Raw genomic sequence first — 24,179 nt, forward strand, 5'->3', positions numbered from 1 at the left:
CGGCTCAGGCCTCCGTGCTGATGAAGACGTTCTTGGTCTCGGTGAATGCGGCGAGCGCGTCGGGGCCGAGTTCGCGGCCCAGTCCGGACTGCTTGTAGCCGCCGAAAGGCGTCCAGTAGCGGACGCTGGAGTGGGAGTTGACGGAGAGGTTCCCGGCCCGGACCGCCTGTGAGACGCGCAGCGCGCGGCCCACGTCACGAGTCCAGATCGATCCGGCGAGGCCGTACTCCGTCGCGTTGGCGAGCCGGACGGCGTCGGCCTCGTCCTCGAAGGGAAGGACGACGGCGACCGGCCCGAAGACCTCTTCGGTGGCGACGGGCGCGTCCGGGCGGACGTCGGTGAGGACGGTCGGCGGGAACCAGAAGCCGGGCCCTTCGGGCGCCTTGCCCCGGAGGGCGGTCGCGCCCTCCGGGACGTAACCGCGCACCCGTTCCCGCTGCTCCCGGGAGATCAGCGGGCCCATCAGGGTGTTCTCGTCGGACGGGTCGCCCACGACGACCGACTCGATCGCGGGGGCGAGGAGTTCCAGGAAGCGGTCGTACGCGGACCGCTGGACCAGGATGCGGGTGCGGGCGCAGCAGTCCTGGCCCGCGTTGTCCAGGAACGCCATGGGCGCGGCGGCCGCGGCGGCCTCGATGTCGGCGTCGGCGAAGACGATGTTGGGGCTCTTGCCGCCGAGTTCGAGGGTGAGCCGCTTCACCCGGTCGGCGCACTTGGCCATGATCCGCTTGCCGACCCGGGTGGAGCCGGTGAAGACGATCTTGGCTACGCCGGGGTGTGCGACCAGGGCGTCGCCGGTCACGTCACCGGCGCCCGGCAGCACCTGGAGGAGATGTTCGGGAAGGCCCGCGTCCAGGGCGATCCGGGCCAGCCGCAGGGCGGTGAGCGGGGTGGTCTCGGCGGGCTTGAGGAGTACGGCGTTGCCGGCGGCGAGCGCGGGCGCGAGGCCCCATGCGGCGATCGGCAGGGGAAAGTTCCACGGGGCGATCACGCCGATGACGCCGAGGGGTTCGAGGAGGGTGACGTCGAGCCCGCCGGGAACCGGGATCTGGCGGCCGGCGAGTCGTTCCACTCCGCCGGCGGCGTAGTCGAGCAGATCGCGGACGTTGGCCGCTTCCCAGCGGGCGTTGCCGAGGGTGTGGCCGGCCTCCTGGACCTCCAGTCGGGCCAGTTGTTCGACCTCGCCGTCGACGGCGGCGGCGAAGCGGCGCAGCAGCCGGGCGCGGTCGGCGGGGGCGAGGGCGGCCCAGGTGCGCTGGGCCGCCGCGGCCCGGACGACCGCCGTGTCGACCTCGGCGGCGGGGGTGGACGGGACGGTGGCGAGGAGTTCTTCCGTCGCCGGGTTGAGTACGCGGTGTTCCACCGGGTGGTCGGGTGTGGTCACTCAGTGCCTCACAGGCGTTCGAAGGAGCGGCGGAGCTCCCAGTCGGTCACTGCGGCGTCGAAGGCTTCGAGTTCGACGCGGGCCATGTTGCGGTAGTGGGCCACGACGTCGTCGCCGAAGGCCACCCGGGCGATCTCGCTCCGCTCCCAGAGTTCGGCGGCTTCGCGCAGCGTGGTGGGGACGTGGTCGTAGTCGGCGGTGTAGGCGTTGCTCGCGCAGGGCTCGGGGAGTTCGAGGCCCTTCTCGATGCCGTGGATGCCCGCCGCGACCATTCCGGCGACGGCGAGGTACGGGTTGACGTCGCCGCCGGGCAGCCGGTTCTCGAAGCGCATCGAGCGGCCGTGACCGACGACGCGGAGCGAGCAGGTCCGGTTGTCGTGGCCCCAGGCGACGGCGGTCGGGGCGAAGGAACCCGGCTGAAAACGTTTGTAGGAGTTGATGTTCGGCGCGTAGAGGAGGGAGAAGTCCCGCAGGGCGGCCAGTTGCCCGGCGAGGAAGTGGCGCATCACCGGGGACATGCCGCCGTCCTCGCCCGCCATGACACCGCGCCCGGATCCGTCGGTGGTCCGGAGCGAGAGGTGGATGTGGCAGGAGTTGCCCTCGCGCTCGTTGAACTTGGCCATGAAGGTGAGTGCGACCCCCTCCTGGGCGGCGATCTCCTTGGCGCCGGTCTTGTAGACGGCGTGCTGGTCGCAGGTGACCAGGGCCTCGTCGTAGCGGAACACGATCTCGTGCTGGCCGGGGTTGCACTCGCCCTTCGCCGACTCGACGGTGAGGCCCGCGGCGGCCATCTCGTTGCGGATGCGGCGCAGCAGCGGCTCGACGCGGCCGGTGCCGAGGACGGAGTAGTCGATGTTGTACTGGTTGGCCGGGGTCAGATCGCGGTAGTTGCGGTCCCAGGCCTGCTCGTAGGTGTCCTTGAAGACGATGAATTCGAGTTCGGTGCCGACGTGGGCGGTGCAGCCGAGCTCGGCCAGGCGTTCCAGCTGGCGGGTCAGGATCCGGCGGGGCGCGGCGGCGACGGGCGAGCCGTCCTCCTGGGCGAGGTCGGCCATGACCATGGCCGTGCCCTCGTTCCAGGGCACCCGGCGCAGGGTGGAGAGGTCGGCGTGCATGGCGAAGTCGCCGTAGCCGCGCTCCCAGGAGGACATCTCGAATCCGTCGACGGTGTTCATGTCGGTGTCGACGGCGAGGAGGTAGTTGCATCCCTCGGTGCCGTGCTCCAGGACCTCGTCGAGGAAGAATCCGGCGGCGAACCGCTTGCCCTGCAACCGTCCCTGCATGTCGGGGAAGGCGAGGACGACGGTGTCGATCTCACCGCTCGCGACGAGGGCGCGCAGCTCCTCGATCCCCAGCGGTGGTGTTCGGTCTGCCACGGGATACTCCTCCTTCGGTCAGCCGGAAGGCTTAAGGTATGCGAAAGAACCATTAATTGTGAAGGGAAAACGGGCCATGGCCGAGGAAAGCGGGTCCACCGACCGCCTGATGCCCGTACTGCGGCCCGTCCGGGCGGGAAACGGCTTCGAGGAGGCGCTGGAGCAGATCCTCCAGGTGGTCCGGCTCGGGCTGGTGCCCGGCGGCGGGCGGCTGCCGGCCGAGCGCGAGCTGGCCGAGCTGCTGGGGATCAGCCGGGTCACCCTGCGCGAGGTGCTGAAGGTCCTCCAGGACCAGGGCCTGGTGGAGAGCAGGCGCGGGCGGTACGGCGGCACGTTCGTGCTGCCCCGCACCGGCAGCACCGGCGAGGACGAGCTGCGCCGGAAGGTGGAGTCCGTCGACATCGAGGACGTGCTGCGCTTCCGCGAGGTGCTGGAGGCCGGGGCGGCCGGACTGTGCGCGGCACAGGGACTGACGGACGAGGGCGCGGACCGGCTGCGTACGGCTCTGACGGCGACTCACGAAGCACCTCTGCCCGAGTACCGCAGGCGCGACACCCTGTTCCACCTGACCCTGGCCGAACTCTCCGGCTCCGCGTCGCTGACCGCGCAGTACGCCGCCGTCCGGGCCACCGTGAACGATCTCCTGGACTGCATACCGCTGCTCGTGCGGAACCTGGAGCATTCGCAGCATCAGCACACGAGTCTCGTCGAGGCGGTTCTCGACGGGGACGCGGAGGCCGCGCGTGCGGTGATGCGCGAGCACTGCGCCGGCACTGCCGCGCTGCTGCGCGGGTTCCTGACCTGACCGGGGCCACTGGTTCCGCTTCGGTGCGCAACTCCCGGAAATGCAAAGGTAATCTCTGCCACCATTGAAGCCATGGAACCGAGTCCGCCCGAGCGGGCGGCCGACCGGAGGGACCACCCCGTGTCCGAACCTCTCATCGGCGTCTCCACCTACCTGGAGCCCGTGGCCCGCTGGGGTGTCTGGGAGCTGCCCGCGGCTCTTCTCCCGGCCGCCTATCCGCGGATGATCCAGCGCTCCGGCGGCCTGGCCGCGCTGCTCCCGCCGGACGACTCCGCCCGTGCCGCGGCCGCGGTGGCCCGGCTGGACGGTCTCGTGATCGCGGGCGGCGCCGATGTGGAACCCGGGCGGTACGGCGCGGAGCGCGACTTCCGGACCGGCCCGCCCGCGCGGGAGCGCGACGCCTGGGAGCTGGCCCTGATCGAGGCCGCGCTGGAGTCGGACACACCGGTGCTCGGCGTCTGCCGGGGCATGCAGCTGCTCAATGTCGCGCTCGGCGGCACTCTGACCCAGCATCTCGACGGTCACGCCGGCCCGCTGGGCGCGACCGGAGTCCTCGGCGTGCACCCCGTGACGCCCGTGCGGGACACGCTCTACGCGTCGATCGTGCCCGAGGAGTCCGCCGTCCCCACCTACCACCACCAGTGCGTGGAGCGGCTCGCGCCGGGCCTCGTGGCGTCCGCGCACGCGGCGGACGGCACGGTCGAGGCGATCGAACTACCCGGGCCGCGGTGGGTGCTCGGGGTGCAGTGGCACCCGGAGATGGGCGACGACACCCGGCTGGCGCGGGCACTGGTCGCGGCCTCGACGGCCCGGCTGGTCCCGGCCCGTACGCCGTTCGAGGACCTCGCGCCGGCGCGGAGGACGGCGGCCGGCGAACGCTCGCGGCCCTGAGGGGTACCCGCGGCTTCGGGAAGCGCACCCGGCTTCGGGGAGCGCACGCGGAACGAATCGGCGCGCGGCCCGCCACGCGTCCCGTCGGCCACCCGTCCGTCCCGTCGGCTACCTGCCCTGTCCCGTCGGCCACCGGCCCCGTCCCGGCTACCTGTCCTGTCCCGTCAGCGACAGCAGATCGCGCGCCGGCCCCGTCGGGCGGTGGCCGGACGGCCAGACCGCCCGCAGCTGCCGCCTCAGCCGCACCCCGGCGACCGGAATCTTGACCAGGCGCCTGGAGGACAGCTCCTCCCCCAGGGCCAGCTCGCTCAGGACGCACGGCCCGGCGCCGCTCTCCGCCGCTCCCTTCACCGCGGTCGTCGAGGAGAGTTCGAGCAGGGGCTGGGCGAGGCCGCCGTGCACGGCCAGCGCCGCGTCCAGGACCTGGCGGGTGCCGGAGCCGTGCTCCCGCAGGATCAGCGGGGTCGCGGCCAGCTCCTGCGGGGTCAGGGGCGTACGGCGGCGGGCCCAGGCGTGGGACGGGGCGACCACGACGACCAGCCGGTCGTGGGCGATGACCGTGCCGTCGAGGCCCTCCGGCACGGACAGGCCCTCCACGAAGCCGAGGTCGGCCTCGCCGACGAGCAGCCGCCCCGCGACCGCCGCCGAGTTCCCGGCGAGCAGCGAGACGGCGGTGTCCGGCCGTTCGGCCCGCAGGGCTATCAGCCAGCCCGGCAGCAGGTATTCGGCGATGGTCATGGAGGCGGCGACCCGGAGCCGGGAGTCCCGCCGGTCGCGCAGCGCCTGCGCGCCGGCGTCGAACGCCTCGGCCGCCTCGACGATCCGGCGCGCCCAGTCGGTGACCAGCGCGCCCGCGTCGGTGAGGCGGGAGCCGCGCGGCGAACGGTCCAGCAGGGCCAGGCCGAGCTGGCGCTCCATCGACCGGATACGGCTGCTGGCCGCGGGCTGGGTGACGCCGACGTCCCGTGCCGCACGCCCCAGGCTGCCGTGCCGGGCGACCGCGAGCAGCAGCTCCAGGGCACCGAGGTCGGGAACCCGATGGAAGAGAGGGACATGTTCTTCGCCGGTCATAAAGCCAGCTTATGACCTCATAGACACAGCGTCCCTGGTGGGACTCCGCCTGCGCCGCGAAAATCGTGGCATGGCCATCTTTCCGCAGACGCAGCAGTCCCCAGCCCCGTATCCGGCCGCCCTGCGGCTCCCTCAGCTGCGGCACCTCGGCCCCAACTGGTACGCGAGCGTCATGGGCACCGCGATCGTCGCGAGCGCGGGCGCCACGCTGCCCGTGCACGTCCCGGGACTGCGCGGCGCCTGCACGGTGGTGTGGGCACTCGCGGCAATCATGCTCGCCGTGGTGCTCACGGCCCGCACCGGGCACTGGATCGCCCATCGCGACCAGGCACGCACCCATCTGCTCGACCCCGCCGTCGCCCCGTTCTACGGCTGTCTCTCGATGGCCCTGCTGGCGGTCGGCGGCTCGTCGATGGTGGTCGGCCGGGACGTCGTCGGACACGGGGCTGCCCTGGCCCTGGACGTGGTGCTGTACACGGCGGGCACGGTGATCGGGCTGGCCGCCGCGGTCGCGATCCCGTATCTGATGGTCGTACGCCACCGGATCGAGCCCGGCACCGCGTCGCCGGTGTGGCTGCTTCCGGTGGTGGCGCCGATGGTCTCCGCGGCGCTCGGTCCGCTGCTGGTGCCGGAGCTCCCGGCCGGCCAGTGGCGGGAGGCGATGCTGCTGGCCTGCTACGCGATGTTCGGTCTGAGCCTGCTCGCCACGCTGGTGATGCTGCCGCTGATCTTCGCCCGGCTCGTCCATCAGGGCCCGCTGCCGCTCGCGCTGACCCCCACGCTGTTCCTGGTCCTGGGCCCGCTGGGCCAGTCGACGACCGCGGTCAATCAGCTCGCCGATGTGGCTCCGGGAGCGATCGGGGAGCCGTACGCCTCGGGCCTGGGAGTGTTCGCCGTGCTGTACGGGGTGCCCGTGATGGGCTTCGCGCTGATGTGGCTGGCACTGGCCGTCGCGCTGGTGGTGCGGGCCGTGCGGAACGGCATGACCTTCAGCATGACGTGGTGGGGCTTCACCTTCCCGGTCGGCACGTGTGTCACGGGCGCCGCCGGCCTGGCCCGGCACACCGGCCTCACGGCGTACACCTGGCTGGCCGTCGCGCTGTACGTGCTGCTGGTGACGGCGTGGGCGGTGGCCGGGTTCCGGACGCTGCGCGGACTGCTCAGCGGAGCGCTGCTCGCAGCGCCGCAGGCGCCTGCGCCAGTGACGGCCCGTACCACGTGAGAAACCGCCCGTCGACGAGTGCGGCGGGCAGTCCGGGAAAGGACTCCGGCCCGTCGTCCGCGGTGAAGCGGTACGGCTCGTCGGGCAGGACGACGAGGTCGGCGCCGGCCGCGTTGAGCACGTCGAGCGGGATACGGGGATAGCGCTCGGCGTGGTCCGCGTAGACGTTCTCGACGCCGAGCCGGGCCAGCAGGTCCCCGGCGAAGGTGTCGCGGCCCAGCACCATCCAGGGCCTGCGCCAGATCGGCACGACCGCACGACGCGGGGCGCGGGGCGGCGGGAGCGCGGCCCAGGCGGCCTCGGCCTCGTCCAGCCAGCGGGGCCTGGCCTGCCCGCAGACGACGGCAAGGAGCCGTTCCAGCTCCTCGAAGGCCTGGTCGAGGGTGCGGATCGTGGTGACGAGCACCTCGATCCCGGCGGCCCCGATCGCCGCGAGGTCCGGAGCCCGGTTCTCCTCCTCGTTGGCGACGACGAGATCGGGCCGGAGCGCGGCGATCGCCGCCACATCGGGATTCTTGGTGCCGCCGATACGCGCGGCGGTCAGGCCGGGCGGGTGGGTGCACCAGTCGGTGACGCCGGCCAGCGTGCCCGGGGCGGTGACGGCGATGGCCTCGGTGAGCGAGGGCACCAGGGAGACGACTCGCACGGCGGACAGCCCCTCTCAGCGACGCGGGTCGAAGGTGGCGTCGATGTGCTCGGCGACCGCGACGACCAGCAGCCGCGTACCGGGCACCGTGGCCCGCCAACGGTGCCGCACCCCGCCGGACAGGAACAGCGTGTCGCCCTGTTCCAGCCGGTACGCCTGCCCTTCGGCCTCCACTTCCGCGGCCCCCTGCGCCACATACATCACCTCGTCGTTGCGGTGCTGGAACTCGCGCCCGAGGTCGAGCTCACCGGTGAACTCCAGCGCGCTGAGCTGATGGCGGCCGCGCACCACCCTGCGCACCCCGTCGCCCTCGCCCGCCCGCACGACTTCGACGGCGCGTGCCGAGTCCGCCGCGGCGCGCAGCCGTGCCGTGGTGGTCTCCAGGGCTTCGGCGACCCGGTCCAGCGAGCGGGCGCTGGGCCGGGCCCGCTCGTTCTCGATCTGGCTGAGGAACGGCACGGACAGGCCGCTGCGCGTGGCGACCGCGGCCAGTGTGAGCCCCAGGGATCTGCGCTGTCGGCGGACCGCGGCGCCCACGCGGAGTGCTTCCTTCTCGTCCATGTCCGGCTCCCTCCCGACTCGTCATCCTTCCGGCTGCCAGCACATTACGCACACGGTTGCGCAAGGTCGGCCGGTGGATGAGCGTCTTCCGGACAGCCGGAAGGGGCGGGCCCGCCACCGGCGGTGCCCACCCCTTCCCGTGTTCCGGGCCCTGTCGAGGCCCTACTGCGGAGCCATCGTGTCCGCGATGCCCGGGTTCTTCTGCATCCAGGCCTTCACGGCCTCTTCCTCATGGCCCGCACCGAGCTTCTGGATCTGGTTCTCCAGACCGGCGAGCTGGTCCTCGCTCAGCTTGAAGTCCTTGAACCACTTCGTCAGCTGCGGGTAGTTCCGCGGAAAGTCCTTGCCGGCGATGGTGTGCAGCCGGTCGCCGTCGCCGAAGGCCTTCTCCGGGTCCTTCAGCTTGGTCATGCCGAACTCGTTGTACGCCCAGTGCGGCGTCCAGAGCAGCACCGCGACGGGCTCCTTCTTGGCGTACGCCCGCTTCAGCTCGGCCAGCATGCCGGGCGTCGAGGAGTCGACGACCTTGTACTCCTTGTCCAGGCCGTACGTCGGCAGCACGTTCTTCTTGAGGTTCTCCATCGTGGCGGTGCCCGGCTCGATGCCGACGATCCGGCCCTTGAACTGAGACGACTTGCCCTTGAGGTCGGCGAGGGACGTGACGTCCTTCACGTACGAGGGCACCGCGACCTCGATGGACGTCGGGCCGTACCACGAACCGATGTCGGTCAGCCGGGAGCCGTACTTGTCCCAGTAGTTCTTCTGGGTGTACGGCAGCCACCCGTCGAACTGCACATCGATCTGGCCGCGGGACATCGCGGTGTACATCGGGCCGACCTCGAACTGCTTGAGGTTGACCTTGTAGCCGCGCTCCTCCAGGACCGCCTTCCACAGGTACGTGGCGGCGATGTCCTCCTCCCACGGGAACCAGGCCATCTCGACGGCGCGGTCCCGCTCGTCCTTGCCGCCCGCGCTCTTGGCCGCGGGGGCCCCGGCGACGGGGGTCCACTTGTCGGCGACGCCCGGGTTGGCCTTCAGCCAGGTACGGACGGCCTTCTGCTCGTTGCCGGAGCCGGACTTCTGGATCTCTGCCTCAAGGCTGGTGAGCTGGTCCTCGCTCATCTTGAAGTTCTTGAGCCAGCTGCCGACCTCGGGGTTGTCGGCGGCGAAGCCCTTGCGGGCCAGGGTGTGGATGCCGTCGCCCTTGCCCCAGAGGTCCTTCGGGTCCTTGAGCTTGGTCAGTTCGAACTGGTTGTACGCCCAGTGCGGCGACCAGAGCGGGACGACGATCGGTTCCTTCTTGGCGTACGCCCGCTTCAGCTCCGCCAGCATCGACGGCGTGGATCCGTCGACGACCTTGTACTCCTTGTCCAGGCCGTAGCCCGGCAGGATCTTGTCCTTGAGCAGGCCCATCTCGCCGGCGCTCGGCTCGATGCCGACGATCCGGCCCTTGAACTGCGAGGACCTGCCCTTGAGGTCGTCCAGGGTCCGGACGTCCTTCACGTAGGAGGGGACGGCCAGTTCCAGCGAGGTGGGGCCGTACCAGGAGCCCATGTCCTCCAGGCGGTCCCGGTACTTCTTCCAGTAGCTGGCGTGGGTGACCGGGAGCCAGGAGTCGGTCTCGAAGTCGATCTGGCCGTTGGCCATACCGGTGTAGAGCGCACCGGCCTCGTACTGCTTGACGTCGACCTCGAAGCCGCGCCGCTCCAGCATCTCCTTCCAGAGGAAGGTGGAGGCGATGCCCTCGTCCCACGGGATGTACCCCATGCTGATCTTCTTGCCCGCGCCGACGTCCGAGGCACCAGCAGTGGTGGCCTTGTCCGCGTCGGAGGAGCCGAAGAGGCCCATGCCGCCCGCGACGAGCGCGAGGACGACGACGCCGACGACCGCGACGACGGGCTGCGGGCGGTGGCTCCAGATCTTCAGCCCGCCGGACATCGACTGCGCCCTGGCGAGCGCGCGGCGGGCGAGCGGGGAGACCTCGCGGCCGAGCGCGCCGGTCATGCGGTCCAGGTACATCGCCACGATGACGATGGAGATGCCCGCCTCGAAGCCGAGGCCGACGTCGACGTTGCCGATGGCGCGGTAGACGGCGCCGCCGAGGCCGCCGCCGCCGACCATGCCGGCGATGACCACCATGGACAGGCCCAGCATGATGACCTGGTTGATGCCCGCCATGATCGTGGGCAGGGCGAGCGGCAGCTGCACCCGCAGCAGGGTGTTGCGCCGGGTGGTGCCGAAGGCCTCGGCCGCCTCCACGAGCTCGCCGTCGACCTGGCGGATGCCGAGCTCGGTCATCCGGACGCCCGGGGGCAGCGAGAAGATGATGGTGGCGATGATGCCGGGCACCACGCCGACGCCGAAGAAGATGACGCCGGGGATCAGATAGACCATGGCGGGCATGGTCTGCATGAAGTCCAGGACCGGCCGGGTCACCGCGCTGACAGTCTTGGAACGGGACGCCCAGATGCCCAGCGGTACGGCCAGCACCAGCGCGATGATGGTGGCGACGAGCACCAGCGTGAGGGTGTCCATCGCTTCGTCCCACAGCTCGACGGAGTCGACGACCGCGAAGCCGACGAAGGCGAGCACCCCCGCGAGCAGACCCCGCAGCCACCAGGCGATGACGGCGACGATGCCCGCGAAGAGCAGCGGTGCGGGGGCGGAGAGCACGGCGGCTATGCCGTCGAACATGCCGCTGACGATCGAGCTGATCGCGTCGAACAGCCAGGACAGGTGGGTCTGCAGCCAGTCGACCGCGGAGTCGACCCAGTCACCGAGAGGCAGCCTAAACACTGGCCACCTTCTTCGTGCCGGCCGCTCCGGGCCTGACGCCCTGCGGGGCCTCGGTGGGAGTCATCGGCTCACCGAGGACGGCGAGCAGCCGGGCGCGCGGCACGACGCCGACCAGCTTCCCCTTGGCGTCGGCCACGGCGACCGCGACTCCGCTCCGCGAACAGGGCGTGAAGAGCTCGATGATCGGCGTGGATTCGGTGACGGTGGCCGGAGCCGCCCTGAGGACGTCGGCGGCGTTGCGCAGTTCCTCGCCGTCGTCCGTGGTGGTGCCCATGACGGTGTGCGGCTCGGCCATGATGGCGCCCGCGGTCAGCACCCGGGTGCGGTCGACGTCCTGGGTGAACGAGGCGACGTAGTCGTTGGCCGGGGTGACGAGGATGTCCTCGGCGGTACCGAGCTGGACGATTCTCCCGTCGCGCATCACGGCGATGCGGTCGCCGAGGCGCATGGCCTCGTTGAGGTCGTGGGTGATGAAGACGATGGTCTTCTTCAGACGCTTCTGCAGTTCGAGCAGCTGGTCCTGCATGTCGCGGCGGATCAGCGGGTCGAGCGCGCTGAAGGACTCGTCCATCAGCAGCAGGTCGGCGTCGGTGGCCAGGGCGCGGGCCAGGCCGACGCGCTGCTGCATGCCGCCGGAGAGCTCGTCTGGCCAGGACTTCTCCCAGCCGGCGAGGCCGGTCAGCTCCAGCGCCTCGGCGGCGCGCTTCTCGCGCTCGGCGCGCGGCACACCCTGCACCTCCAGGCCGTACGCGGCGTTCTCCAGCACGCTCCGGTGGGGGAAGAGCGCGAAGTGCTGGAACACCATGCTGATCTTGGAGGACCGGACGTGGCGCAGCTCGGCGGGGCTCAGGGCGGTCAGGTCCTGGCCGTCGAACAGCACGCGTCCGGCTGTGGGCTCCAGAAGTCCGTTGAGCATGCGCAGCAGCGTGGACTTTCCGGACCCGGACAGACCCATCACGACGAAGATCTGTCCCGGTTCCACGGTGAACGAGGCGTCGATCACCGCTGCGGTCGTTCCGTCGGCGCGCAGCTCGTCGCGGTCGGCGCCGCTTTCGAGCTTCTGCACGGCTTGATCGGGTCGTCTGCCGAACACTTTGTACAAGTGCTCGGCTTGCAGCCTTGACACATACACCTCGCGCGTTGAACCGAAAACGGTCTGCCACCCCCTCCGGCAGACCGTGGAGCGACGCGGGTTCGGCCCGCATGGCACGTGCACTAGTTGAAATTGCTACGTGATCCGCTCCGGCTGCGCGCCTGCCCTCGCTTACACGAGCCAAACGCAAGAGTGATCCAGGTCACATTTGAGCGGAGCCCTCGGCTCCGGCCGTTCGGCGCGGGCGTCCGCCACGACCGGCGTCGGCGAGGTGTCCCGGCGGGCGTCGGCAGAGCCCCGCGGCCGGCGCCGGTGAGGTCGGGCCCAGCGGGCGTCGCTGCGGTGCGACGACCGGTGTCGGTGGGGTGCGGCATCATCGGGGTGTGACGCGACGCCTGATGCTCCTCGACACCGCCTCCCTCTACTACCGCGCCTACTTCGGGGTTCCCGATTCGGTGCGCGCCCCGGACGGGACACCGGTCAACGCCGTACGCGGGCTGCTCGACTTCATCGGGCGCCTGGTGCAGGACCACCGTCCGGACGACCTGGTCGCCTGCATGGACGCGGACTGGCGCCCGCACTGGCGGGTGGAGCTGATCCCTTCGTACAAGGCGCACCGGGTCGCGGTGGAGACCGGCGAGGGGCTGCCCGACGAGGAGGAGACGCCCGACACCCTGGCCCCGCAGGTACCGGTCATCGAGGACGTGCTCGACGCGCTCGGCATCGCCCGGGTCGGCGTCGCGGGCTACGAGGCGGACGACGTGATCGGCACGCTCACCGGCCTGGCCACCGGCCCCGTGGACATCGTCACCGGCGACCGGGATCTCTACCAGCTGGTCGACGACGCCCGCGGGGTCCGGGTGCTCTACCCACTGAAGGGGGTCGGCTCGCTCCAGCTGACCGACGAGGCGTGGCTGCGGGAGAAGTACGGGGTGGACGGCTCCGGCTACGCCGATCTGGCCCTGCTGCGCGGCGATCCGAGCGACGGGCTGCCCGGCGTCCCGGGCATCGGCGAGAAGACGGCCGCGAAGCTGCTGGACGCCTTCGGCGATCTGGCCGGAATCATGGCCGCCGTCGACGATCCGGCCGCCGCACTGACGCCCTCGCAGCGCAAGCGGCTCGACGGGGCGCGGGACTACATGGCCGTCGCGCCGAAGGTGGTCCGCGTCGCCGGTGACGTACCCCTGCCGGGGTTCGACCCCGCGCTGCCCTCCGAGCCACGCGACCCCGTCGCACTCGAAGCCCTCGCGAAGCAGTGGGGACTGGGCGGTGCGCTGCAACGGCTGCTCTCCGCGCTGCGCGCTTGACTCCGGCCCTCCACAGCGCCCGGCCGAGATGCTAACTTAGGTAAGCCTAAGCAATCGGAGCAGGGAGAACCTCGTGGCAGAACGACCGGCACGGCAGGCACCGAAGGCGCAGGGAGCCCACGTCCTGCGCACCGAGCAGATCACTCCGCACATGGTCCGCGTGGTGCTCGGCGGTGACGGTCTCGCCGACTTCGGGCTCGCCGGGTTCACCGACCATTACGTCAAGCTCTGCTTCGCCCCCGAGGGCGCCGACTACGCGCACCCGTTCGACATGGCACGCATCCGCGAGGAGCAGCCCCGGGAGCTGTGGCCCACCACCCGGACGTACACGGTGCGCTCCTGGGATCCGGTCGCCCGGGAGCTGGCCATCGACTTCGTGGTCCACGGCGACGAGGGCCTCGCCGGCCCCTGGGCCCTGCGGGCGGCCCCGGGCGATCAGGTGACGTTCCTCGGTCCGGGTGGGGGCTACAGCCCGGACGCCTCGGCGGACTGGCACCTGCTGGCCGGCGACGAGAGCGCCCTCCCCGCCATCGCGGCGGCCCTGGAACAGATGCCGGAGGGCGCGGTGGTGCACGCGTTCGTCGAGGTGGCGGACGCGGCGGAGGAGCAGAAGATCGTGGCGCCCGACGGCGTCGAGGTGACCTGGCTGCACCGCGGGGAGCGCCCGGTCGGCGAGGCGCTGACCGCCGCGGTGAAGGAACTGGAGTTCCCGGCGGGCGAGGTCCGGGCGTTCGTCCACGGCGAGGCGGGCTTCGTGAAGGAGATCCGCCGCCACCTGCGCCTGGACCGCGCGATCCCGCTCCCCCAGCTGTCGATCTCGGGCTACTGGCGGCTCGGCCAGAACGACGACGCCTGGCGCTCGGTCAAGCGCGAGTGGAACGCCCAGGTGGAGCGCGAGCAGGAGAAGGCCGCGTAGCACCGGCCCGCTTCCGTACACCGGCTCACTTCCGTGCCGATCCGCGTGAAGAGCGCCGGGCTATCCTGGGTGTGCCGCACCTCGATCGCCCGGCTCGCCTTCACGGCATGGCCGGTCCGGGGTTCGAGACCCCGGCGGTCGCTGCTCCAACAGCTCCCGCCGGGGTCCTGCTCTCTCTTCGGTCCTGTGCTACGCCTTCCGCTCCGGGTTCAGGACGATTTCCTGCTCGTCCAAGTCCTGCCAGTCCTGCGGGACTTCACCGGTTTCATGGAAGGACCTCCACTCCTCGATGCCGCCGATCGTGGCGTCGACGAGTTCCTTGTGGAAGCTCTTGATCCACTCCAGCTGTGCGTCGATCATGTGGAGCTGGTATTCGGTCTCGACGACGAAGATGCGGGGGAGCTTCCCCCCCAGCTGGCCGAGGACCCCCCGGAGCGCCGCGGCCCGGACCTCCAGGGCCGCCTTCCGGGTCTCCATCAGCTCCGCCACTTCCTCCGGCGGCAGCACCGGCAGAAGCGAGAGCGCCGTCTCGAAGACCGGGTACTCGGCGGCCGGAACGGCGAGCAGATCGGAGAGCCAGTCGACCGTCTCCGCCCGCCCGGCCTCCGTGATGCCGTAGAGCGTGCGCTCGGGGCGGTTGCCCTGCCGCTGCACGCCCGCGACCTCGACGTAACCGTGCTTCTCCAGGTTCTGGACGACGGTGTACAGCGAACCGAAATTGATCTTGACGCTGTATTCCTTGCCGCGTCGGCGAAGCGTCTGGGCGATCTCGTACGGATGCATGGAGCGCTCGGCGAGCAGCACCATGACCGTCAGCGCCAGCGGATTGGTGAGCTTGCGCCGCTTCGCCATCGCCTTTGCCGCCCTTCGACCTCGTCACCGAATACTCGCGGGCGAGTATATCGCGTTCACCCGGACGCGTCAACCGCGATGTATCGCGTAATTCGTGAGGCGTGGAAATATCGGGCGCACCGACCAATCCGTACCGCCGTCGAGTCCGGATCACTTCGGAGGACCGACGCGCGATCAGGAAGGAAACCCGCGTGAAGGAAGCCGTGCACATCAGCCGAGCACCCTCGGCGGGGCCCGATCTCCAGGAGCTTCTGGGGATGGTCGCCCGGGGCGACCAGGACGCCTTCACCAAGGTGTACGACACGGTCAGCGGGCCTGTCCTCGGGCTGGTGCGGAGCGTGCTGCGCGATCCCGCCCAGTCGGAGGAGGTCGCGCAGGAGGTACTGGTCGAGGTGTGGCGAACCGCCCCCCGCTTCCGGGCGGACCGCGGCAGCGCGATGAACTGGGTGCTGACACTGGCCCATCGCCGCGCCGTGGACCGGGTGCGCTCGGCCGAGGCGTCCGCGGCGCGTGAGTACAGCGCTGCGCTGCTGGACCGTACGCCCGCGTTCGACGAGGTCACCGAGCAGGTCGAGAGCCGGCTGGAACGCGAACAGGTCCGCCGCTGCATGCGGACGCTCTCCGAGCTGCAACGGCAGTCCGTCGACCTCGCCTACTACCGGGGTCTGACGTATCGCGAGGTGTCGGAGCTGCTCTCCGTACCGCTCGGGACGGTCAAGACACGGCTGCGCGACGGACTGATCCGGCTGCGCGACTGCCTCGGGGTGGGCTCGTGAGCAGCGCCGGACTGCACACGCTGACCGGGGCCTATGCCCTGCACGCCCTGCCGGAGGCCGAGCGGCGGAACTTCGAACGGCATCTCGGCGACTGCGCGGCCTGCGCCGTGGAGGTGCGCGAGCTGTCGGAGACCGCCACCCGGCTCGGGCTCGCGGTGGCCGGGGCCCCGCCGCGCGCGCTGCGCGACCGGGTGCTGCGGGAGATCACGACCGTGCGTCAGGAGTCCCCGGCGCACGGCCGGCCGTCTCGCGCCGGGAGGGGTGCGGGACGGACCGGCCGGTGGCCGGGATTCGCCCTCGCCGCATGTCTGGCGGCCGCGGCGGGCTTGGGCGGAATCGCCGTGTGGCAGAACCAGGAGGCCCGGACCGCCCGGCAGGACGCCCGTGCCGCACAGCGGCAGAACACGGAGCTGGCCCAGGTCCTGGCGGCACCCGACGCCCGTGCCGGATCGCGCACGCTCGGGAACGGGGCGAAGGGCACCGTGGTCGTTTCGAAGCAGGAGGACCGCGCCGTCTTCCTGGCGTCGGGGATGCGGGAACCACCCGGCGGCAAGGTGTACCAGCTGTGGTTCGACGACGGCGGCACCATGCGTTCCGCGGGCCTCATAGCGGCGGCGGACACCTCGCCGGCGCCGCACGCGACGCTGCTGGACGGTCCCGTCGGCAGCGCCACCGGCGTAGGCATCACCATGGAACCGGCCGGCGGATCCGCGCAGCCGACGTCCGCCCCGATGGCCCTGCTGGACTTCCCGAGCGCCTGACCCGACCCCGTCCCGGCCCGAGCGCCCGGCCCCCGGCCTCCGCGCCCGACCCGACCTCCCGTCCCCGGCCCGGCCACCGCCCCGCGCGGCCCGAAAGGTGCTCGACCATGACCGTTTCGGTGGCACTGTTCACCTCCGACCTACGGCTGCACGACAGCCCCGTGCTGCATTCCGCGGTGCGCGACGCCGACCACGTCGTCCCCCTGTTCGTACGGGACACCGGCATCCGTCGAACCGGGTTCGAGGCGCCCAACCGGCAGGCGTTCCTCGCCGACTGCCTGGCCGATCTGGACGCGCAGCTGCGACGGCGCGGCGGCCGGCTGGTGGTCCGCGACGAGGAGGTCGTGGCCGGTGCCCTCGCCGTGGTCGCGGAGACCGGCGCGCACAGCCTGCACATCGCGGGCGGAGTGAGCGGGTACGCGCTGCGCCGTGAGGAGCGCCTGCGCTCGGCCCTGGCAGCCGCCGGCTGCATCCTGCACGTCCATGACGCCGTTGTCACCGCGCTCGCGCCGGGCACGGTCGTCCCGTCCGGCCGTGATCACTACGCGGTGTTCACCCCCTACTTCCGCCGTTGGGAGGCGACGGGCGTGAGGGGCACGCTCGCCGCTCCGCGCGCGGTGCGGCTGCCGCCGGGCGTGGCGTCCGAGCCGCTGCCGCGACGGGAGGAGGTGGCCGGGACCTCCCCCGGACTCGCCGGGGGCGGCGAGAGCGCCGGACGCCGGCTGCTGTCGGCGTGGCTGGACGGTCCCCTGGCCGACTACGGGAACTCCCACGACGACCTGGCCGGTGACGCGACGTCCAGACTCTCCCCGTACCTCCACTTCGGCTGCCTCTCGGCGGCCGAAGTGGTCCACCGGGCGCGGCGCAAGGGGACGCCCGGCGCCGACGCGTTCGTCCGGCAGCTGGCGTGGCGGGACTTCCATCACCAGGTGCTCGCCGCCAGGCCGGACGCCGCCTGGGACGACTACCGTCCGCGCCGGGACCGCTGGCGGACCGACGAGGACGAGGCCGAGGCGTGGCGCGCGGGGCGCACCGGCTATCCGCTGGTCGACGCGGCGATGCGGCAGCTGGCGCACGAGGGCTGGATGCACAACCGGGGCCGGATGGTGGTGGCGAGCTTCCTCACCAAGACGCTGTACGTGGACTGGCGGGTGGGCGCCCGGCACTTCCTGAATCTGCTGGTGGACGGCGACCTGGCGAACAACCAGCTCAACTGGCAGTGGATGGCGGGTACCGGGACCGACACCCGGCCCAACCGGGTCCTGAATCCGGTGGTCCAGGGCAGGAGATTCGATCCGCGGGGCGACTACGTGCGCCGCTGGGTTCCCGAACTGGCCGGCCTGGAGGGCCGCGCCGTCCACGAGCCGTGGACGCTTCCCGGACCGGAACGGGCCGGGCTGGACTACCCGGAGCCGCTCGTGGATCTCACCGAGGCCCGTGCCCGTTTCGAGCGGGCCAGGAGTCTCGGCCGACCGGAGGCTGCATGGGTCCGATCGGGTGACGGACCCATCCTCGGGCCGCCCGGCAACGAATCCCCCGTGTGACGAAAGACCGGAACAACTCGCACCGGCCCGGAGCCTCCCCGGCCCGGCGGTCCCGCCGGACACGCGCCGCTCTCGCCGCGCTCGGCGGTCTGATCGCCGGATTCTGCGCCCTCGCCGTGGCCGAACTGGCGGCGGCGGTCGTACGTCCCGAGGCGGGCCCGGTCGCGGCGGTGGGGAGCGCGGTCATCGACCGCACTCCCCCGGCCGTGCGGGACTTCGCCGTACGGAACTTCGGCACGGACGACAAATTGGTGCTCCAGCTCGGGATCCTGGTTCTCCTGGCACTCTTCGCCCTGGGGATCGGAATGCTGGCGCTGCGGCACCGGCGGCTCGGTTCCGCCGCCGTCCTGGTCTTCGGTCTGGTCGGGGCGGTGTCGGCGGTGGGGCGTCCGGAAGGCGCACCGGCCGACGCGCTGCCTTCCGTGGTGGGTGCCGCGGTGGCCGCCGGCGCGCTGTACCTCCTGGTCGGACGGCTCACACCGGCTCACCTCCCCTCTCCCGCGGCCGGGGAGGGGGACGGCGAGCCGTACGGCACCCTCGACCGCCGCGGCTTCGTGGTCGCGGCGACGGCGACGGCAGCGGTCTCGGCGGGCGCGGGATTCCTGGGACGGCGGCTCACGTCCTCCGTCCAGGCCGGGGCCACCGCCTCGCGGCACGACCTGGTCCTCCCGGCGCCCCGGTCCGCCGCACCGGCCGTCCCGGCGGGCGCCGATCTGAGGATCCGGGGCCTGAGCCCCTTCATCACCCCGAACAAGGACTTCTACCGGGTGGACACGGCTCTGGTCGTGCCGCGCGTCGATGCCGGCGCGTGGCGGCTGAGGATCCACGGCAAGGGAGTGGAGCGGCCCGTCACCGTCGGCTTCCACGACCTGCTGCGAAGGGAGGTCATCGAGCGCGACATCACGCTGGCCTGCGTGTCCAACGAGGTCGGCGGTCCTTACGTCGGCAACGCCAGATGGCTCGGTGTGCGGCTGGCGGATCTGTTGCGCGAGGCCGGAGTGCGCCCTCCGTCGAAGGGCGGCCCCGCCGACCAGATCGTGGCGCGTTCCGTCGACGGCATGACGATCGGCACCCCGGTCGAGACAGTCATGGACGGGCGCGACGCGATGCTCGCTTTCGGCATGAACGGCGAGCCGCTGCCCTTCGAGCACGGCTTCCCGGTCCGGATGGTCGTTCCCGGCCTGTACGGATATGTGTCGGCCTGCAAGTGGATCAAGGACATCGAGCTCACCACGTTCGATGCGTACGACGCCTACTGGGTCGTGCGGTCCTGGTCCCAACAGGCGCCGGTCAAGACCGAGTCACGGATCGACACGCCCCGTCCGTTCGCCTCGCCGAAGGCCGGCACCGTGCCGGTGGCCGGGGTGGCCTGGGCCCAGCACCGCGGCATCTCCCGCGTCGAGGTCCGGGTGGACGGCGGGGAGTGGCACACGGCCCGGCTGGCCGCCGCTGACACCCGGGACACCTGGCGCCAGTGGGTGTGGGAGTGGCCCGCCACGTCCGGCGACCACACCCTGGAGGTCCGCGCCACCGACGGAACCGGCGCCACCCAGACCGGCGTTCGCGTCGGCACCGTGCCCGACGGCGCGACCGGCTGGCACTCGGTGACGGTCCACGTGCCCTGAGCCGGGGCCTCCCCGACCGCACCACCCGCTCCACGGACTGCTCCACGGACTGCTCCACGGACTGCTCCACGGAGCGCGCATCACCCTACCTCCATGCCATCACTCCGAGTCATCAATTCAGCACCCTCCAGATGCGGGAGAACACCATGAAGACGGTGAATCGCGCGTACGGAAGGCGGGGCACCCTCCGTACACTGCCCGGATGAAGCATCCGGGCAGCGCGGACCGGCGGGACCGGGTAACGGGGGCCGTCGTCGGATCAGCGGTCGGTGACGCGCTGGGGGCGCCGTTCGAGTTCGGCCCCGCCGGTGTGTACACGGCCCGCTTCCCGGACGGCGTCGGCACCATGTGCGGGGGCGGCGGCTGGGATCCGGGCGAGGCCACGGACGACACCCAGATGGCGGTTCTGGTCGCGGAATCCCTGCTGGAGCGGGGCGGCCTCGACCTGCCCGACCTGTTCGGCCGGTTTCGCCGATGGGCGGCGGGCGGACCGAAGGACATCGGGCTGCAGACCGCGGACGTACTGACGAGCGGTGAGCCCTGGGACCTCGCGGCGGCGCTGCACTTCCAGGTCAGCGGGCGTGCGGCGGGCAACGGTTCACTGATGCGCGCCGCCACGTCGGCCGTGTACTTCGCGCGGGCGGGCCGGGAGGCGACGATGGGCGCCGCCCGCCGGATCGCCGCGCTGACGCATGGCGACCGGGCCGCCTGGGAGGGCACCGCCGTGCTGCACGAGCTGCTCCGGGTGGCGCTGGACGGCGGCGATCCGCTCGCCGCCGTGGCGGGCGTCCTGGGCCTCGTGCACGAGGATCACCGCGCGCGCTGGGCCGCCGTCCTCGCGCCCGACTGGCATCCGGATTCCGCCACGGAGTTCAACGGTGCGGTGTGGCCGTGCCTGGGCTCCGCCCTGTGGGCGCTGCGGACCACACGTACGTACGAGGACGCACTGGCCGCGGCGGTGGACGCGGGCGGGGACACCGACACGGTCGCGGCGGTGACCGGCGGCCTGGCCGGGGCGGTGTACGGCTGCGGCGCCGTTCCGGCCCGCTGGACGGATCCCCTGCACGTGCCGCTGCCGGGATACGGGAACCGTGTGCTGCGGACACCCGGTCTGGCGGCCCTGGCCGAGCGGCTGGACAGCGCCTCGTAGCGCGGTGGTTCCCCGCGCTATTCACTCGCCCTAAAGATATTGATTCACCCCAGAACTCCACATAAGGGTGATATAAGCGCACAATGACATTGAGGCCGCTCATCATGCGAAGCGGCGCCAGGTCTGTAGGAGCGAAGGAGACGAACCCCATGTCAAACCTCTCGCACACCGGCCGTGACATGGCCAGTCACCCCGATGTTTCCGAAATGCGCGACCGCTACGACCGAATGCTCGGGGGCCGTGACGTGGCCCTCGTGGACGCACCGGTGTTCCTCGTCGGTCTCTACTGCGCCATCTCGCCCTGGGTGCTCCACTTCACGACGAGCCAGCCCACCCTCGTGGCGCACAACCTGATCATGGGTATCGCCATCGCCGCGCTGGGTCTCGGGTTCACCGTCATGCCGCAGCGGATGTACGGCCTGAGCTGGGCCATCTGCGCCATGGGTGCCTGGATGATCATCTCGACGTGGGTCGTCGGCAGCAGCCCGAGCCTCGGCGTCATCCTCAACAACGTCATCATCGGCGGGCTGACCCTGCTGCTGGGGCTGGTCTGCGTGGGTGCGTCGATGAAGACCGGCAAGCGCACGGTCTGAGACACACCGTCCGATACAGGGACCGCCGGCCGGCCCGCGTGGAGCGGGCCGGCCGACGGTGGGCGGGGCGAGTGACGGTGGGCGGGGCAGGTGGCCCGGACCCGATGCGGTGCCGTGGGTCAGACCTCCCGGAACGGCAGGTAGTCCACGTCGTAACCGAAGTACCGCGGCCCGGCGAGGGCCAGGCCGCCCGGTGTGGTCCAGCGCGGGTCGCACGGGGCCGCGAGAACGCTGACGCGCAGGCCGTAGCGCAGGCCCTCCGTCGTCACCGGGTCGCCGGTGTCGGTGTCCAGCACGCAGATGAGGTCGGGCGTGGTGGCGACCGTCTCGCCGTCGCGGGTGGCGAGCAGGTGCTCGTTCTGGAAGCCGAGCTCCAGGACCCGGCCCGCGTCGTCGCCGATGCCCTCGATCCGGGCGCCGCCGCGGGCGAAGCCGCCCTGGGTGCGGCGGCTGACGTCGACGACCTTGCCGGTCAGCAGGTGGGTGCCGGACAGCATGGAACGGGCCGCGCGCACCGGGTCCTCGTGCGCGGCGCGCGCCTCGCGGACGGCCGCGCCGAGCCGTTCGGCGAGCGTCATCGTGGCGGGGACGAGGCCGTCGGCGAGCTGGTCCCCCCGCATCACGGTGTCGGCGCTGGAGATCTGGCAGCCGAGCTCCACACAGACCGCCCGTGCGATGCGCTCCGCGGCGTGGTTGGAGACGGCGTCGACGATGATGCTGTTGCCCTTGTCGTCGGCGAGCGCCATCGGCGTGTTGGCCACTCCGATCAGACCGGGCAGCACCATCTGGGCCTCGGGAAAGGCGCGGCCCATGGCGTCGCCGTCGACCAGCGGCAGCCCCGCCTCGGCGGCGCAGGCGATGGGCAGCATGGAGTTGACGCCGCCGACCTCGATCGGCGCGATGTGGGTGGCGGGGCGGCCGATGTGCTTCTCCAGGGCGCGCAGGGCGGCCACTCCCTCGCCTCCGGCCGGGACGCGCTCCAGCAGCACGGTCGGAGCGCCCATGCCGGAGACGGGCACGACGGTCGCGTCGGCCGGCACCTCGTCGAAGCCGACGAGCCGGACCGGCCCGTACGTGCGGATGGCCTCGCGGGCCAGCAGCTTGCCGATGTACGGGTCGCCGCCCCCGCCGGTGCCGAGGATGCCCGCGCCGCGCGCGATGTCGTCCAGGTTGTCGAGGTTGATCTCACGCATGTGAAGCTGCTCCATGGGTGTCGCGCGCCCCGGCCGGGGCGCGGGTGCTGCCGATGCCGTTCAGGTCGAGATCGCCGACCGCCTTGACCCGGATACGGGTCGCGCCGCCCGGCAGATAGGCGAGCGGAACCTCCTCCACGTCGACGATGCGGACCGTGCCGGGCCTGGCGCCCGCGCTCTCGGCCCGGCCCACGGCCTCCTCGCGGGCCTCGGCGAGTACGGAGTCCCTGCGCCCCTCGGGCACCTGGAAGACCCGGTCCACCTCTCCGCCGACCTGGGCGATGGCGGCGCCCACGGCGTTGGCGACGTCGAAGTGGCCCGGGCGGCGCACCTCGTCGAACCCCGGCAGGGCCGAGGGCACCAGCACGCTGCCGCCGCCCACCGCGACGACCGGCAGCGGCCCCGCCGAGGTGCGCATCCGGTCGACCGTCTCGGCCAGCCGCTCGGCGATCCGGTCGAGCGCACGGGTGACGAACCCGTGGTCCAGGTGCGCGACACGGGAGTGGTCGCCGATGTCCGCGCGGCCCGCGGCGACCGCGAGATCGGTCGCCGTCAGGGTGGAGCCGCCGAAGACCAGTGCCTCCTCGGTGAGCCGGAAGCCGACCGAGCGGGGGCCCGTCTCGCCGTCGGCCGACACCAGGGATCCGCCGCCGATACCGAGCGAGAGGACGTCGGGGATACGGAAGTTGGTGCGGATACCAGCGGCCTCGCTCTCGCCCGCCGCCTCGCGCGGGAAACCGCCGGCCAGTATGCCGACGTCCGCGGTCGTGCCGCCGACATCGACGACCGCGCAGTCGCCGAGACCGGACAGGAACGCGGCGCCGCGCATCGAGTTGGTGGGCCCGGAGGCGAAGGTCGCCACCGGGTAGGCGCGGGCGAAGTCCACGTCCATCAGGGTGCCGTCGTTCTGCGACAGGAAGAACGGGGCGGTCAGCGAGACCTCGGCGAGCGACTTGGCGAAGGACTCCACGATCGCGGTCGCCAGGTCGCGCAGGGCCGCGTTGATGATCGTGGCGTTCTCCCGGGCCAGCAGCCCGACCCGGCCCAGCTCGTGCGAGAGCGAGAAGTGGACGCCGGGGCCCAGTTCCGCGCCGAGGATCTCGGCGGCCCGGCGCTCGTCGTCCTCCGCGACCGGGGAGAACACGGACGAGACGGCCACCGAGGTCAGTCCGCGCGCGGCGATGTCCGCGGCGGTGCGCTTCAGCTCCTCCGGGTCGAGCGGCGACAGCGGCCGTCCGTCGAACTCCCGCCCGCCGTGGCAGAGATAGCCGTGCCCGCCGACGGCCGCCCGCTGACGCTCCGGCCAGTCGGTCATCGGTGGCAGGGCGGCCGTCGCGGGCAGGCCGAGGCGCACGGCGGCGACGGGTGCGAGCCGGGCGCCCTCGATCAGCGCGTTGAGGAAGTGGGTCGTGCCGATCATGACGGCGGTGACGGATTCCATCGGCGGGTCGAGTGCCCGGATCGCCGCGGTGACGCCGGAGGTGATGTCGGAGGTGGTGGGGGTCTTCGCGGTGGCGATGATCCGGTCGTCGTCCCCCAGAAGGGCGGCGTCGGTGTTGGTGCCTCCGACGTCGATTCCGATGCGCATGGTGTGTCTGTCTTTCGTAGGGGGTGGGA

General features: G+C 71.8%; 21 protein-coding genes. 11 read left to right on the top strand and 10 right to left on the bottom strand.

What is annotated here, in order from left to right; translation table 11 throughout:
- Positions 1-4: 4 nt before the first annotated feature.
- On the bottom strand, positions 5-1,384 hold the full coding sequence (locus ACIOMQ_RS15695) for an aldehyde dehydrogenase family protein (RefSeq protein ID WP_401267356.1): 1,380 nt from the start codon (positions 1,382-1,384) through the stop codon (positions 5-7).
- A gap of 8 nt (positions 1,385-1,392) precedes the next feature.
- Positions 1,393-2,760, bottom strand: a complete 1,368-nt coding sequence (locus ACIOMQ_RS15700) for a glutamine synthetase family protein (protein WP_362210157.1) — start codon at positions 2,758-2,760, stop codon at positions 1,393-1,395.
- Positions 2,761-2,836: 76 nt separating this feature from the next.
- On the opposite strand from ACIOMQ_RS15700, the gene ACIOMQ_RS15705 reads away from it, so the two are divergent.
- Entirely contained in the window at positions 2,837-3,565 is a 729-nt protein-coding gene (locus ACIOMQ_RS15705; protein ID WP_401938735.1) for a FadR/GntR family transcriptional regulator, read from the top strand.
- A 120-nt stretch (positions 3,566-3,685) separates the two neighbouring features.
- Entirely contained in the window at positions 3,686-4,456 is a 771-nt protein-coding gene (locus ACIOMQ_RS15710; protein ID WP_401938738.1) for a gamma-glutamyl-gamma-aminobutyrate hydrolase family protein, read from the top strand.
- A gap of 147 nt (positions 4,457-4,603) precedes the next feature.
- Here the strand turns inward: ACIOMQ_RS15710 and ACIOMQ_RS15715 are convergent, their stop codons facing one another.
- Entirely contained in the window at positions 4,604-5,527 is a 924-nt protein-coding gene (locus ACIOMQ_RS15715) for a LysR family transcriptional regulator (RefSeq protein WP_362210163.1), read from the bottom strand.
- Positions 5,528-5,597: 70 nt separating this feature from the next.
- On the opposite strand from ACIOMQ_RS15715, the gene ACIOMQ_RS15720 reads away from it, so the two are divergent.
- Complete coding sequence (locus ACIOMQ_RS15720; RefSeq protein ID WP_401938741.1) at positions 5,598-6,749, top strand: TDT family transporter; 1,152 nt, start codon at positions 5,598-5,600, stop codon at positions 6,747-6,749.
- Here ACIOMQ_RS15720 and ACIOMQ_RS15725 read toward each other — a convergent pair.
- From ACIOMQ_RS15725 to ACIOMQ_RS15740, 4 genes are all read right to left on the bottom strand, one after another.
- Positions 6,688-7,395 (bottom strand): helical backbone metal receptor, encoded by a 708-nt coding sequence (locus tag ACIOMQ_RS15725; RefSeq protein ID WP_362210169.1) that lies wholly within the window; start codon positions 7,393-7,395, stop codon positions 6,688-6,690. The genes ACIOMQ_RS15720 and ACIOMQ_RS15725 overlap by 62 nt on opposite strands.
- A 15-nt stretch (positions 7,396-7,410) precedes the next feature.
- Positions 7,411-7,956: a helix-turn-helix domain-containing protein gene (locus ACIOMQ_RS15730; protein WP_362210172.1), complete on the bottom strand. Its 546-nt coding sequence runs from the start codon at positions 7,954-7,956 to the stop codon at positions 7,411-7,413.
- Between the two features lie 162 nt (positions 7,957-8,118).
- Positions 8,119-10,752, bottom strand: coding sequence for an ABC transporter permease/substrate binding protein (locus ACIOMQ_RS15735; RefSeq protein WP_402189202.1), 2,634 nt, complete (start codon positions 10,750-10,752; stop codon positions 8,119-8,121).
- Positions 10,745-11,818, bottom strand: a complete 1,074-nt coding sequence (locus tag ACIOMQ_RS15740) for a glycine betaine/L-proline ABC transporter ATP-binding protein (protein WP_402127715.1) — start codon at positions 11,816-11,818, stop codon at positions 10,745-10,747. Before ACIOMQ_RS15740 ends, ACIOMQ_RS15735 begins: the two co-directional genes overlap by 8 nt.
- Before the next feature lie 425 nt (positions 11,819-12,243).
- Between ACIOMQ_RS15740 and ACIOMQ_RS15745 the strand changes: the two genes are divergently transcribed.
- Positions 12,244-13,152 (top strand): 5'-3' exonuclease H3TH domain-containing protein, encoded by a 909-nt coding sequence (locus tag ACIOMQ_RS15745; protein ID WP_401267577.1) that lies wholly within the window; start codon positions 12,244-12,246, stop codon positions 13,150-13,152.
- 73 nt (positions 13,153-13,225) lie between these two features.
- Positions 13,226-14,068 (top strand): siderophore-interacting protein, encoded by an 843-nt coding sequence (locus tag ACIOMQ_RS15750; RefSeq protein ID WP_401755400.1) that lies wholly within the window; start codon positions 13,226-13,228, stop codon positions 14,066-14,068.
- A 189-nt stretch (positions 14,069-14,257) separates the two neighbouring features.
- Here the strand turns inward: ACIOMQ_RS15750 and ACIOMQ_RS15755 are convergent, their stop codons facing one another.
- A complete protein-coding gene (locus ACIOMQ_RS15755; protein WP_402189204.1) occupies positions 14,258-14,920 on the bottom strand; it encodes a PadR family transcriptional regulator in 663 nt (220 codons plus the stop codon).
- 191 nt (positions 14,921-15,111) lie between these two features.
- On the opposite strand from ACIOMQ_RS15755, the gene ACIOMQ_RS15760 reads away from it, so the two are divergent.
- From ACIOMQ_RS15760 to ACIOMQ_RS15785, 6 genes are all read left to right on the top strand, one after another.
- Positions 15,112-15,696 (top strand): sigma-70 family RNA polymerase sigma factor, encoded by a 585-nt coding sequence (locus tag ACIOMQ_RS15760; RefSeq protein WP_362210187.1) that lies wholly within the window; start codon positions 15,112-15,114, stop codon positions 15,694-15,696.
- Complete coding sequence (locus ACIOMQ_RS15765) at positions 15,693-16,457, top strand: anti-sigma factor domain-containing protein (RefSeq protein ID WP_401755387.1); 765 nt, start codon at positions 15,693-15,695, stop codon at positions 16,455-16,457. The genes ACIOMQ_RS15760 and ACIOMQ_RS15765 overlap by 4 nt, the downstream gene beginning before the upstream one ends.
- 107 nt (positions 16,458-16,564) lie before the next feature.
- Positions 16,565-18,001 (top strand): deoxyribodipyrimidine photo-lyase, encoded by a 1,437-nt coding sequence (locus ACIOMQ_RS15770; RefSeq protein ID WP_362210191.1) that lies wholly within the window; start codon positions 16,565-16,567, stop codon positions 17,999-18,001.
- 89 nt (positions 18,002-18,090) lie between these two features.
- Complete coding sequence (locus ACIOMQ_RS15775; RefSeq protein ID WP_401755573.1) at positions 18,091-19,626, top strand: molybdopterin-dependent oxidoreductase; 1,536 nt, start codon at positions 18,091-18,093, stop codon at positions 19,624-19,626.
- A gap of 202 nt (positions 19,627-19,828) precedes the next feature.
- Positions 19,829-20,776 carry an ADP-ribosylglycohydrolase family protein gene (locus ACIOMQ_RS15780; RefSeq protein WP_401755382.1) on the top strand — a complete coding sequence of 316 codons (948 nt, stop codon included), beginning with the start codon at positions 19,829-19,831 and terminating at the stop codon, positions 20,774-20,776.
- 149 nt (positions 20,777-20,925) lie between these two features.
- On the top strand, positions 20,926-21,369 hold the full coding sequence (locus ACIOMQ_RS15785) for an SPW repeat protein (RefSeq protein ID WP_362210197.1): 444 nt from the start codon (positions 20,926-20,928) through the stop codon (positions 21,367-21,369).
- A 119-nt stretch (positions 21,370-21,488) separates the two neighbouring features.
- Here ACIOMQ_RS15785 and ACIOMQ_RS15790 read toward each other — a convergent pair whose 3' ends face one another.
- On the bottom strand, positions 21,489-22,562 hold the full coding sequence (locus tag ACIOMQ_RS15790; protein WP_402189207.1) for a DUF917 domain-containing protein: 1,074 nt from the start codon (positions 22,560-22,562) through the stop codon (positions 21,489-21,491).
- Complete coding sequence (locus ACIOMQ_RS15795) at positions 22,555-24,150, bottom strand: hydantoinase/oxoprolinase family protein (RefSeq protein ID WP_362211454.1); 1,596 nt, start codon at positions 24,148-24,150, stop codon at positions 22,555-22,557. Before ACIOMQ_RS15795 ends, ACIOMQ_RS15790 begins: the two co-directional genes overlap by 8 nt.
- Positions 24,151-24,179 lie beyond the last annotated feature (29 nt).

This window comes from Streptomyces sp. NPDC087845 (assembly GCF_044742755.1).
In the GTDB taxonomy this organism is placed as follows: Bacteria; Actinomycetota; Actinomycetes; order Streptomycetales; family Streptomycetaceae; genus Streptomyces.

Excerpts from the sequence above, each read along its gene's own strand:
- ACIOMQ_RS15780 (WP_401755382.1), top strand. The coding sequence starts at position 19,829 with ATGAAGCATCCGGGCAGCGCGGACCGGCGGGACCGGGTAACGGGGGCC.
- ACIOMQ_RS15785 (WP_362210197.1), top strand. The coding sequence starts at position 20,926 with ATGTCAAACCTCTCGCACACCGGCCGTGACATGGCCAGTCACCCCGAT.
- ACIOMQ_RS15795 (WP_362211454.1), bottom strand. The coding sequence starts at position 24,150 with ATGCGCATCGGAATCGACGTCGGAGGCACCAACACCGACGCCGCCCTT.
- ACIOMQ_RS15790 (WP_402189207.1), bottom strand. The coding sequence starts at position 22,562 with ATGCGTGAGATCAACCTCGACAACCTGGACGACATCGCGCGCGGCGCG.
- ACIOMQ_RS15720 (WP_401938741.1), top strand. The coding sequence starts at position 5,598 with ATGGCCATCTTTCCGCAGACGCAGCAGTCCCCAGCCCCGTATCCGGCC.
- ACIOMQ_RS15715 (WP_362210163.1), bottom strand. The coding sequence starts at position 5,527 with ATGACCGGCGAAGAACATGTCCCTCTCTTCCATCGGGTTCCCGACCTC.
- ACIOMQ_RS15755 (WP_402189204.1), bottom strand. The coding sequence starts at position 14,920 with ATGGCGAAGCGGCGCAAGCTCACCAATCCGCTGGCGCTGACGGTCATG.
- ACIOMQ_RS15770 (WP_362210191.1), top strand. The coding sequence starts at position 16,565 with ATGACCGTTTCGGTGGCACTGTTCACCTCCGACCTACGGCTGCACGAC.
- ACIOMQ_RS15745 (WP_401267577.1), top strand. The coding sequence starts at position 12,244 with ATGCTCCTCGACACCGCCTCCCTCTACTACCGCGCCTACTTCGGGGTT.
- ACIOMQ_RS15730 (WP_362210172.1), bottom strand. The coding sequence starts at position 7,956 with ATGGACGAGAAGGAAGCACTCCGCGTGGGCGCCGCGGTCCGCCGACAG.
- ACIOMQ_RS15705 (WP_401938735.1), top strand. The coding sequence starts at position 2,837 with ATGGCCGAGGAAAGCGGGTCCACCGACCGCCTGATGCCCGTACTGCGG.